This is a genomic window from Mameliella sp. CS4 (genome assembly GCF_019392335.1).
Classification (GTDB): Bacteria; Pseudomonadota; Alphaproteobacteria; order Rhodobacterales; family Rhodobacteraceae; genus Antarctobacter.
Map to the genome: position 1 here is coordinate 157,525 of NZ_JAHXRQ010000001.1, position 11,644 is coordinate 169,168.

The 11,644-nt window shown below is 65.9% G+C and carries 8 protein-coding genes; all 8 read left to right on the forward strand.

The genetic code is table 11. The features are described 5' to 3' along the window. Nucleotides 1-13: 13 nt before the first annotated feature. A complete protein-coding gene (gene glgC / locus KZZ07_RS00795) occupies nucleotides 14-1,270 on the forward strand; it encodes a glucose-1-phosphate adenylyltransferase (RefSeq protein ID WP_219510524.1) in 1,257 nt (418 codons plus the stop codon). A gap of 4 nt (nucleotides 1,271-1,274) precedes the next feature. Beyond that, nucleotides 1,275-2,711 carry a glycogen synthase GlgA gene (gene glgA, locus KZZ07_RS00800; RefSeq protein WP_219510540.1) on the forward strand — a complete coding sequence of 479 codons (1,437 nt, stop codon included), beginning with the start codon at nucleotides 1,275-1,277 and terminating at the stop codon, nucleotides 2,709-2,711. Continuing rightward, nucleotides 2,708-4,810 (forward strand): glycogen debranching protein GlgX, encoded by a 2,103-nt coding sequence (gene glgX / locus KZZ07_RS00805; protein WP_219510555.1) that lies wholly within the window; start codon nucleotides 2,708-2,710, stop codon nucleotides 4,808-4,810. The genes glgA and glgX overlap by 4 nt, the downstream gene beginning before the upstream one ends. Continuing rightward, complete coding sequence (gene malQ, locus KZZ07_RS00810) at nucleotides 4,807-6,777, forward strand: 4-alpha-glucanotransferase (RefSeq protein WP_219510557.1); 1,971 nt, start codon at nucleotides 4,807-4,809, stop codon at nucleotides 6,775-6,777. The genes glgX and malQ overlap by 4 nt, the downstream gene beginning before the upstream one ends. A gap of 14 nt (nucleotides 6,778-6,791) precedes the next feature. Beyond that, nucleotides 6,792-8,429 carry an alpha-D-glucose phosphate-specific phosphoglucomutase gene (locus tag KZZ07_RS00815; RefSeq protein WP_219510567.1) on the forward strand — a complete coding sequence of 546 codons (1,638 nt, stop codon included), beginning with the start codon at nucleotides 6,792-6,794 and terminating at the stop codon, nucleotides 8,427-8,429. Nucleotides 8,430-8,770: 341 nt separating this feature from the next. Continuing rightward, nucleotides 8,771-9,364, forward strand: a complete 594-nt coding sequence (gene rimP, locus KZZ07_RS00820) for a ribosome maturation factor RimP (RefSeq protein ID WP_219510577.1) — start codon at nucleotides 8,771-8,773, stop codon at nucleotides 9,362-9,364. Between the two features lie 2 nt (nucleotides 9,365-9,366). Continuing rightward, nucleotides 9,367-11,001 carry a transcription termination factor NusA gene (gene nusA / locus KZZ07_RS00825; protein ID WP_219510586.1) on the forward strand — a complete coding sequence of 545 codons (1,635 nt, stop codon included), beginning with the start codon at nucleotides 9,367-9,369 and terminating at the stop codon, nucleotides 10,999-11,001. A 7-nt stretch (nucleotides 11,002-11,008) separates the two neighbouring features. After that, on the forward strand, nucleotides 11,009-11,641 hold the full coding sequence (locus tag KZZ07_RS00830; RefSeq protein ID WP_219510588.1) for an RNA-binding protein: 633 nt from the start codon (nucleotides 11,009-11,011) through the stop codon (nucleotides 11,639-11,641). Nucleotides 11,642-11,644: the final 3 nt, after the last annotated feature.

Below are 11,644 nucleotides of genomic sequence, written 5' to 3' on the forward strand. Positions count from 1 at the left end.
GGGGGAGGATCACATGGAATACGACAGGTTCAGACTGGCCCAGCAGACGATGGCCTATGTCCTGGCAGGCGGGCGCGGGTCACGCCTGAAAGAGATGACCGACATCCGTGCCAAACCCGCGGTCTATTTCGGCGGCAAGACCCGGATCATCGACTTTGCCCTGTCGAACGCGGTCAATTCCGGCATCCGCCGGATCGGCGTCGCCACCCAGTACAAGGCGCACAGCCTGATCCGACACCTGCAGCGCGGCTGGTCCTTCTTCCGGGCAGAGCGCAACGAGGGGCTGGATATCCTGCCGGCCTCGCAACAGGTGGACGAGGAAAACTGGTACAAGGGCACCGCCGACGCGGTCACGCAGAACATCTCGATCATCAAGGGGTACGAACCAAAGTACATCCTGATCCTGGCCGGGGACCATATCTACAAGCAGGACTATTCCTACATGATCGAACAGCATGTGGAATCCGGCGCCAAGGTGACGGTCGGCTGTATCGAGGTGCCGCGCGAAGAGGCCAAGGGCTTTGGCGTCATGGCGGTGGACGAGAACGACAAGATCCTGGACTTTGTCGAGAAACCCGCCGACCCGCCCACCATGCCGAACGATCCGACGCGCTCGCTGGCCTCGATGGGGATTTATGTCTTCGAGACGGATTTCCTGTGCGAACTGCTGGAGGCGGATGCGAAAGACCCGAATTCCAGCCATGACTTCGGCAAGGACATCATCCCCGGGCTGGTCGCCTCGGGCGATGCCGTCGCCCATCCCTTTGGCCGGTCCTGCGTCATGTCGGGGTTGGAAAAGAAACCCTACTGGCGCGACGTCGGCACGCTTGATGCCTACTGGCAGGCCAATATCGACATGACCGACTTTGAACCGGAACTGGACATCTACGCCACCGACTGGCCGATCTGGACCTATTCCGAGCTGACGGCCCCCGCCAAGTTCATCCACAACGAGGAGGGCCGCCGTGGGCAGGCCGTGTCCTCGATGGTCTCGGGCGGCTGCATCATCTCGGGCTCGTCGCTCTATCGCTGCCTGCTCTTTACCGGCGTCAAGACGCATTCCTATTCACAGATGGAAGGCGTCGTCGCCCTGCCCTATTCCGAGGTCGGACGGCGGGCGCATATCAAGAACGCGATCATCGACCGTGGCGTGAAAATCCCGCCGGGTTTGGTCGTGGGCGAAGACCCCGAGCTGGACGCCAAACGGTTCCGCCGGACCGAAAACGGCATTTGCCTCATCACCCGCAAGATGATCGAGGAACTGGAGTGATCACATGAAGGTGCTGATGGTCGCCTCGGAATGCGCGCCCTTCGTCAAGACCGGGGGGCTGGCGGACGTGGCGGGTGCCTTGCCGGGCGCGCTGGCGCCGCTGGGGGTCGAGGTCAAGACCGTCCTGCCCGCCTACCCGGCGCTGTTTCCCCTGCTGGCCAAGGGCAAGGAGGTGGCCAGCTTTGGCGACCTGCCCGGTGGTCCCGGACGGCTGGTCGAGGTTCAGGCCGAGGGACTGACTCTGCTGCTGCTCGACGCGCCGCAGCTTTTCGACCGGCCCGGCGCGCCCTACACAGGCGCCGATGGCAAGGACTGGCCCGACAATCACCGCCGCTTTGGCGCGTTGGCGCAGGCGGCGGCGCGGGTTTCCTTTGACGGTCTGGACGGCTGGGTGCCGGACGTGCTGCACGCGCATGACTGGCAAGCGGGGCTGGCACCGGTCTACCTGAAACAGGACGGACGCACACCGCCCAAGTCGGTCATCACCATCCACAACATCGCCTTCCAGGGCCGTTTCGGCCCCCAGGTCATGGGCGATCTGCAGTTGCGCAGCGACTGGTTCCACCCCGGAGGGCTGGAATATTACGGCGACGTCAGTTTCCTCAAGGCGGGGCTGGTCTATGCCGATCACATCACCACCGTCAGCCCGACCTACGCGCGCGAGGTCCTGACCCCGCAATTCGGCATGGGGCTGGATGGGGTACTTGCGGGCCGGGCCTCAAACCTGACCGGCATCCTGAACGGCATCGACCTGGAGGCCTGGAACCCCAAGAGCGACCCGGCCCTGACGGCGACTTACGGGCTGAAACGGCTGGGCGCCAAGGCCAAGAACCGCGCCACCCTTGCCGAACGTCTGGGTCTGGACCCGGACCATGACGGCCCGCTCTTCTGTGTCATCAGCCGCCTGACCCTGCAAAAGGGACTGGACGCGCTGGCCGGTGCCCTGCCCGCGCTGGTCGCGGGTGGCGGACAGCTTGCGCTCTTGGGTTCGGGCGAGCCGGAGCTGGAACAGGCCTTTCGAGACGCCGCAGCGCGGTTCCCGGGCAAGATCGGGGTCGAGATCGGCTATGACGAGGCGCTCTCACACCTGATGCAGGGTGCGTCCGACGCGATCCTGATCCCCTCGCGCTTTGAACCCTGCGGCCTGACCCAGCTGTACGGGCTGCGCTATGGCACCTTGCCCGTGGTGGCGCGGACCGGCGGTCTGGCCGACACGGTGATCGACGCCAACCATGCAGCACTGGCGGCGGGCGTGGCCACCGGCTTTGTCTTTGACGACGTTTCAATCGCCGGGATCGAGGGGGCGATTGCCCGCGCCATCGCCGCCCATGCCGACCGGGACCTCTGGAAACAGATGCAGGCAGCGGCCATGCGTCAGCCCGTGGGCTGGGAAAGCTCCGCCCGCGACTATGTCCGGATGTACGAGACGCTCTGCGCATGACCAGGAAATCGGGCGGCACATACGGGATCGGCGCGGGCCGGCCGAACCGGCTGGGCGCGCTCTTTGACGGCGAAGGCACCAATTTCGCGCTTTTCTCGGAACACGCCCAGCGGGTCGAGCTGTGCCTCTTCTCTGCCGACGGCAAGACAGAGGTGCAGCGCCTTTCGCTGCCCCAACGGCGCGGCCCGGTCTGGCACGGGTATGTTCCGGGACTGAAGCCCGGCGCCCTTTACGGATACCGCGTCCACGGCCCCTTTGCCCCCGAGCGCGGCCACCGCTTCAATCCCAACAAGCTGTTGGTCGATCCCTATACCCGCGCCCTGCACGGCGCGTTCAGCACACATCCGGCCACCTTTGGCTACAGCCCCGGTTCGGGTGACAGCGACCTGTCGTTCAACTCGTCCGACAGCGCGCCTCATACGCCGAAATCCGTGGTCTGGGACCCCGAAGACTACCCCACCGGCGCCCATAGGCTACGGCGCGGGTGGAGCAACACGGTCATCTACGAGACCCACGTCCGGGGCGGCACGATGCGCCACCCCAAGGTGCCCGAGGCCCTGCGCGGCACCGTCGAGGGGCTGGCCAGCCAGCCGATGCTGGATCACCTGACCCGTCTCGGCATCACCACGGTCGAACTGCTGCCGGTACAGGCGATCCGGTCGGAAAACGCGCTGACCGGGCGCGGGCTGGTGAACTACTGGGGCTACAACACGGCCGGGTTCTTTGTTCCCGAACCGCGTTACCTCGGCCCGCAAGGCGTGGCCGGGTTCCGCCAGATGGTCGAACGCTTCCACGCCGCCGGGATCGAAGTGATCCTCGACGTGGTCTACAACCACTCGGCAGAGGGCGATCACCTTGGTCCCACCTTCTCCTTTCGGGGGTTGGACAATGCCTCCTACTATCGCCTCGTCGAGGGACAGCCCCGGTTCTATGTCAACGACACCGGCACCGGGAACACGCTGAACACCGACCATCCCTATGTCCTGCGGATGATCCTGGATTCCCTGCGGTTCTGGGTCGAGTGCATGGGCGTGGACGGGTTCCGCTTTGACCTCGCCACGACGCTGGGGCGCGAACGCCAGGGGTTCGACCGGCACGGCGGCTTTATGGACGCGCTCAGGCAGGACCCGCTGCTGGCCGAGGTCAAGCTGATCGCCGAACCCTGGGACCTTGGGCACGGGGGCTATCGACTGGGCCAGTTCCCGCCCGAATTCGCCGAGTGGAACGATCGCTTTCGCGACACTGTCCGGCGCTTCTGGCGCGGTGACGGGCACGCGGCGCAGGACCTTGGCTCTGCCCTTCTGGGCACGGCGGACCTGTTCGACGCGCGCGGACGGCGCGCCTGGGCCTCGGTCAATTTCGCAGCCGCCCATGATGGCTTTACGCTGGCCGATGTCACCGCCTATTCGAAACGCCACAATGAGGCCAACGGCGAAGGCAACCGCGACGGCCACAACGCCAACCACTCGGACAACCTGGGCGAAGAAGGCGAGACCTCGGACGAGGCGATCCTCTCTGCCCGCCGCCAGCGCGTCCGCAACATGCTGGCCACGGTTCTGCTGTCGCAGGGCACGCCCATGATCCTTGCGGGCGACGAGGGCGGCAATTCGCAAGGCGGCAACAACAACGCCTATTGCCAGGATAATGAGACCAGCTGGCTGGACTGGGCCACGATGGACGACGAGCTGATCGGCTTTGTCGCGGCGCTGATCGGGTTTCGCAAGGCGCATGGCGTGCTGCGGCAAGGACGGTTCCTGCACGGGGTTCAGCGCGCGGACGGCAAGCCCGACGTGGAATGGCGGGGCTTCGACGGCAGCGCGCTCAACTGGCGCGATCCCGGCCTGTCCTCGCTCTGCCTTCTCTTGCGCTGCTGCGCCGAGGGCCCGGCGGACTGCGACGGTTCGGGCGAGGTCCTGCTGGCCTTCAACCGTGAGGGTGGGGATCAGGTTCTGGAACTGCCCGCACCCGCCGGGACATGGCGGCGCGAAATCGACAGCTCGGCGCCCCGCCAACACCCGCAGGACATCACCGAGGCGACCGTCACCGTCGCCGCATTCAGCGTCGCGGGCTTTGTCCGCCATCCGGAGACACCGACATGACCGGAGCCGACGAGGCCCTGCGCGACCTGGCCAAGGCCTATGGCGTTCACCTCGGCTTTCACGACTTGCAAGGTCACGAACATGCCGCCGCGCCGGAAACGCTGCGCGCGCTTCTGGGGGGCATGGGCGTCGAGGCCGATTCACCCGCTGCGGTGACCGAGGCGCTGGACCACCTGCGCGCCCGCCAAAAAGAGACACATGTGCCGCCCGAGATCCTGGCCCGCGCGGGCGCGCCCCTGTCGCTGCCCGTTTCGGCGCCCTGCGACTGGATGCTGCTGGACGAGACCGGCGCCGAGGTTCAGACGGGCCGGGCCGGGGAAAGCATCGACCTCGGGCCGCTGGACATGGGGTATTTCACCCTGCATGTCGCCGCACCGGACCGGCACACCGAATCGCTGGTGCTCGCCGCGCCCGCCCATGCACCGACCGTCCAGGATGTCACCGGGCGGGCCAAGGGATGGGGTGTCTGCGGCGCGCTTTATGGCCTGCGTTCCGGGCACAACGGCGGATTGGGCAGCTATGGCGACCTGCCCGCCGCCCTGCGCGCACTGGCGCAGGCGGGGGCGCAGTTCCTGGGGCTTAACCCGATCCATGCGCTGGGCTGGACCGCCGAAGAGATGACCAGCCCCTATTCGCCCACGCATCGCGGCTTTTTCAGCACCGATCACATTGCCCCGCGTGCCGGACTGGGTCCGACGCCCCGCGCCGAGTTGATCGACTATGCCACCTATCGCCGCCGCCAGCGCGGCGCGCTGCGCAATGAATACCTGCGGTTCGAGACCGCGCCGGACCCTGAACGCCGCGCCTTTCAGCGCTTCCGGGCCGAGGGCGGCGCGCGGCTGGATACCTTTGCCCAGTTCGAGGCGCTCAGCACCCTGCACGGCGAGGATTTCCGCGACTGGCCCGCCCATCTTCGCCGTCCCGGCCCCGAGGCCGCACGTGCCGCCGCCGAGGACGTAGAATTCCACCAGTGGTTGCAATGGCGGGCCGAGATGCAGATCGAGGCCGCGCAGGCCGCCGCGTGTGAGGCCGGGATGGACTTCGGGTTGTACCTGGATCTGGCCGTGGGCGCGCGGCCCGGCGGCGCCGAGGTCTGGATGCATCGCGACACCATCGCGCATGGCGTCACCATCGGCGCCCCGCCCGACCATCTGAACCCCGAAGGCCAATCCTGGAACCTGGCCGCCCATGCGCCCGCGCGGCTGCGTGCCGCGCAATACCGCCCGCTGCGCGCCATGCTGCGCAAGCTGATGGCCAAGGCGGGTATCCTGCGGGTCGATCACGCGCTGGGCCTCTTGCGCAGCTTCTGGATTCCCGATGACGGCAGCCCGGGCGGCTATGTCTCGCAGCCCTTCGAAAGCCTTCTGGCCGTGATCGCCATCGAGGCGGCGCGGGCGCGCTGCCTTGTGGTGGGCGAGGACCTGGGGCTTGTGCCCGACGGGTTTCGCGAAACCCTGAATGGCGCCGGCCTGCTGAGCTATGCCGTCTGGCAATACGAGACGGCGGCGGACGGCACGCTTTGCGATCCCAAGGATCTGCGCGCCTTCTCGCTTGCCTGTTTCGGCACCCATGACACGCCGACGCTGCGCGGCTTCTGGTACGGGCAGGACATCGACTGGTGGCAGCGCATGGGCTGGCTGACCAGCGGCCAGACCCGCGCCCGCCACGATGAACGCGCCCGCCAGCGCGCGGGCCTGCGCAAGCTGTGCGACCTGCCGCCCGAGGCCGGACCGGACAGGATCGCCGAAGCGGTCCAGGCCCGGCTTTGCACCGCGCCCTCGACCCTGGTGGCGCTGCAACTGGACGATCTTCTGGGCTGTCTCGAGGCGCAGAATCTGCCCGGCACCGTCACCGAACATCCGAACTGGCGCCGCCGCCTGCCGGTGGCGGTCGACGGACTCAAGCAGGCATTGCCCGCCAGCCGCATTCGCGCTTTCATGCCTGCGGACCGCAGCGGGACCGATTAGAAAGGACCTTTTCCATGACGCCCATCACCCGCCCCCTGACGCCCTTCGACGGTCAGAAACCCGGCACCTCGGGCCTGCGCAAGAAGACACGGGTCTTCATGCAGGACGGCTATGTCGAGGCCTTCATCCAGTCGATCTTCAACGCCATCGGCGGTGTCTCGGGCAAAACTTTCGTGGTCGGCGGGGATGGGCGCTATTTCAACGCCGAGGCGATCCAGACGATCCTGCGCATGGCCGCAGCGCAAGGCGCCGCGCGCTGCATCGTCGGGCGGGAAGGACTGCTGTCAACGCCCGCCGCCTCGAACCTGATCCGCAAACGCGGCGCCGATGGCGGACTGGTCCTGTCGGCCAGCCACAATCCCGGCGGGATCGATGCGGATTTCGGGCTGAAATACAACATCTCCAACGGCGGCCCGGCGCCCGAAAGCGTGACCGCCGCGATCCACGAGGCAACGCAGACCGTTTCGGAATATCTTACGCTGGAGACACCGGACGTGGACCTGGCGCTGCTGGGCGAGGTGGCCTTGGGTAAGACGACGGTCGAGATCCTGGACCCGGTGGCCGATTATGCCGCGCTGATGCAGGAACTCTTTGACTTTGACGCGATCCGGGCGCTGATCGCCGGAGGCTTTGCCCTGAAATTCGACGCGATGCACGCGGTCACGGGGCCCTATGCCACTGCAATTATTGAGGGAATGCTGGGCGCACCAGAGGGGACGGTGCTGAACGGCGTGCCCTCGGTCGATTTCGGCAAGGGGCATCCGGACCCGAACCCGATCTGGGCCAAGCCGCTGGTCGACATGGTGATGCGCGACGACGGGCCGGATTTCGCCGCCGCCTCGGACGGGGACGGAGACCGCAACATGATCCTGGGCAAGGGCGTCTATGTCACGCCCTCGGACAGCCTTGCGGTGCTGGCGGCCAATGCGCAGCTGGCGCCGGGGTATGCGCGCGGGCTGGCGGGTGTGGCCCGGTCGATGCCGACCAGCCGCGCCGCCGACCGGGTCGCGGCGAAACTGGGCATCGAGAGCTTCGAGACCCCGACCGGCTGGAAGTTCTTCGGCAACCTGCTGGACGCGGGCCGCGCGACTCTTTGTGGAGAGGAAAGCGCCGGCACGGGCAGCGATCATGTGCGCGAGAAAGACGGGCTGTGGGCGGTGCTTCTGTGGCTCAACATATTGGCCGTGCGAAAGATTTCCGTGGCGGAGATCCTGCAGGACCACTGGCGCAGCTATGGCCGCGACTACTATTCGCGGCATGATTACGAGGCGGTGGACTCCTCCGCTGCGGAGGGGCTCATGGCGGACATGAACGCCCGGCTGGACGATCTTCCCGGCACCGAGGTGGGTAATCCACCCAAGGTGATCGCCCGCGCCGACCAGTTTTCCTATACCGATCCGGTGGACGGGTCGGTCAGCCGAAACCAGGGCCTGCGGATCTTTTTCGAGGACGACAGCCGGGCGGTGATCCGCCTGTCGGGCACGGGCACCGAGGGCGCGACGATCCGGGTCTACCTGGAACGCTACGAACCGGCCGGGGGCGATCTGAACGTCGAAACGCAGGCCGCGCTGCGGGATCTGGCGGCGGCGGTGAACGCCTTGACCGGTCTGTCGGAACGCACCGGGCGCGAGGCCCCGGACGTGATGACCTGACGCGGAGGTTTGGTACGTTTTGTACAAAACGTACGGCGATTCCGGCATTTTGTACAAAGCGGCAAGGTTTCGTTAACATTTCCTGCGAACGCGCCGGTCCGGGCGGGGAGCAACGCGCTTGCAAGCGCGTTGGCAAGCGGCTTGGAAGCCGCTTGACCAAGCCGTTTCGAAACGGCCTGCCCGGCCACGGTCCCGGCCATTCGCGAATCTGCTTGCGTCCATCCAGCGCCTCGCCTATACGCGCCTCAACAGCGGCGCGCCGAGGTTCAGCCCCGGCGCCCATCGTTCTTTCGACAACGGGCCGCTGGCCCGTTTTTTTGTGCCCGAAAGGCAAGTGACCGATGACCGACCTGATCGCAAAGACCGGCATGGACAAGCGTCTTGCGGAGATCGTGCAGCCCGTGATCGAGGACATGGGATTCGACCTGGTGCGCATCCGACTGATGGGCGGCCAGGTGCCCACCCTGCAGATCATGGCCGAACGCCCCCAAGGCGGGATCGAGGTGGATGAATGCGCCGAGATCTCGACCGCCGTCAGCGCCGTGCTGGACGTCGAGGACCCGATCATCGACACCTACACGCTGGAGGTCTCCAGCCCCGGCATCGACCGCCCGCTGACGCGGCTCAAGGATTTCGACACCTACGAAGGCTACGAAGCCCGGCTTGAAACCTCGGAGATGATCGAAGGGCGCAAGCGGTTTCGCGGCGTGCTGGCCGGGGTCGAGGACGGCGAGGTACTGATCAACCTGGACGAGGGCACCATCGGGCTGCAGTTCGACTGGCTGACCGACGCCAAGCTGGTGATGACGGATGACCTGATCCGCCTCATGCTGAAGGCCCGCAAAAAGGCCGACGCCCAGGGCGGAAACGATACACTGGACGAGACCAAGTTTGACGAGATCGAGACCGAACAGGCTCGGGACGAGGAGCAATAACAATGGCAATCACCTCTGCAAACCAGCTGGAACTCCTGCAGACCGCCGAGGCGGTGGCGCGCGAGAAGATGATCGACCCCGGTCTGGTCGTCGAAGCGATGGAAGAAAGCCTCGCCCGGGCGGCCAAGTCCCGTTACGGCGCCGAGATGGACATCCGCGTGTCGATCGACCGCCGCACCGGCAAGGCGACCTTTACCCGCGTCCGCACCGTGGTCGAGGACGAGGACCTGGAGAACTACCAGGCCGAGCTGACCGTCGAGCAGGCCAAGCAGTACCTCGCCGATCCTGCGGTTGGCGACACCTACTCCGAAGAGGTTCCGCCGGTGGAACTGGGTCGGATCGCGGCACAGTCGGCCAAGCAGGTGATCCTGCAGAAGGTCCGCGAAGCCGAGCGTGACCGTCAGTTCGCCGAATTCGAGGATCGCGCCGGCACCATCATCAATGGTGTCGTCAAGCGCGAGGAATACGGCAACGTCATCGTCGACGTGGGCCGTGGCGAGGCGATCCTGCGCCGCAACGAGAAAATCGGCCGCGAATCGTATCGCCCCGGCGACCGTATCCGCTGCTACATCAAGGATGTGCGGCGTGAGACGCGCGGACCGCAGATCTTCCTGTCCCGCACCGACCCGCAGTTCATGGCCGAGCTGTTCAAGATGGAAGTGCCGGAAATCTATGACGGCATCATCGAGATCAAGGCCGTCGCCCGCGACCCGGGCAGCCGCGCCAAGATCGGCGTCGTGTCCTACGACAGCGGCATCGACCCGGTCGGCGCCTGCGTCGGCATGCGCGGCAGCCGCGTTCAGGCCGTCGTGAACGAGCTGCAAGGCGAAAAGATCGACATCATCCCGTGGAACGAGGACATGCCGACCTTCCTTGTGAACGCATTGCAGCCCGCAGAGGTGAGCAAGGTGGTCCTGGATGAAGAGGCCGAGCGCATCGAAGTGGTGGTTCCGGACGAGCAGTTGAGCCTTGCCATCGGCCGGCGCGGTCAGAACGTTCGCCTCGCCTCGCAACTGACCGGGCTCGATATCGACATCATGACCGAAGAGGAAGAATCGAAGCGGCGCCAAGCCGAGTTCGAGGAACGCACCAAGCTGTTCATGGACACGCTGGACCTGGATGAGTTCTTTGCCCAGCTTCTGGTCTCCGAAGGCTTCACCAACCTCGAAGAGGTGGCCTATGTCGAACTGGACGAACTACTGGTGATCGACGGCGTCGACGAGGACACCGCCAACGAATTGCAGGCCCGTGCCCGCGACGTTCTGGAAGAGCAGGCCCGCAAGGCACTGGAACATGCCCGCGAACTGGGCGTGGACGACAGCCTGGTGAACTTCGAGGGGCTGACCCCGCAGATGGTCGAGGCGCTGGCCGAGGACGGCATCAAGACGCTGGAAGACTTTGCCACCTGCGCCGACTGGGAACTGGCCGGCGGCTGGACGACCGTGGACGGCCAGCGGGTCAAGGACGACGGTCTGCTGGAGAAGTTCGAGGTCGATCTCGAAGAGGCGCAGAACATGGTCATGACCGCGCGCGTCCTGCTTGGCTGGGTTGATCCGACCGAGCTGGAAGCGTCGGAAGACGACGGCGAGGAAGAGCTGGCCGAAGGCGAGGCCGACACCGACGAGCAGGAGGCGTAAAACCGGCATGACCAGGGGCGGACAGGCCAAGAACCACGACGACGGACCGGAGCGTAAGTGCATCGCCACAGGCGACGTGCAGCCCCGGGACGGGCTGATCCGGTTTGTCCTGGGCCCGGACGGACGCATCGTGCCGGATCTGGCTGGTAAATTGCCGGGACGGGGCGTATATGTATCGGCCAACCGGGCGGCGATCGACAAGGCAGCCGCAAAGGGGCTTTTTTCACGGGCGATGAAACAGCCTGTGAAACTCCCCGACGGGCTGTCCGATCTGATCGAACAGATGTTGGCGAAGCGGGTCATCGACCTGATCTCGCTGGCGCGGAAGTCGGGACAGGCCATCTCGGGCTACGAGAAGGTCAAGTCCTGGTTGCAGATGGAAGAGGCCTCGGTGCTGATCCAGGCGGAAGACGGCTCGGGTCGGGGCAAGTCGAAACTGTCGACGCCATATGGCGGCGATTATATCGGCTGGCTGACGGCGGATGAACTGGGCATGGCCTTTGGCCGACAAACTGTGATACATGCCGCGCTTGGCTCTGGCGGACTCGTGCCGCGTATTGTAGAGGAAGCCCAGCGCTTGAAGGGTGTACGCGTCCTGAACGACGCGGATCGCGGTGGCAGGGGCCACCGGAAAGGATGAAGA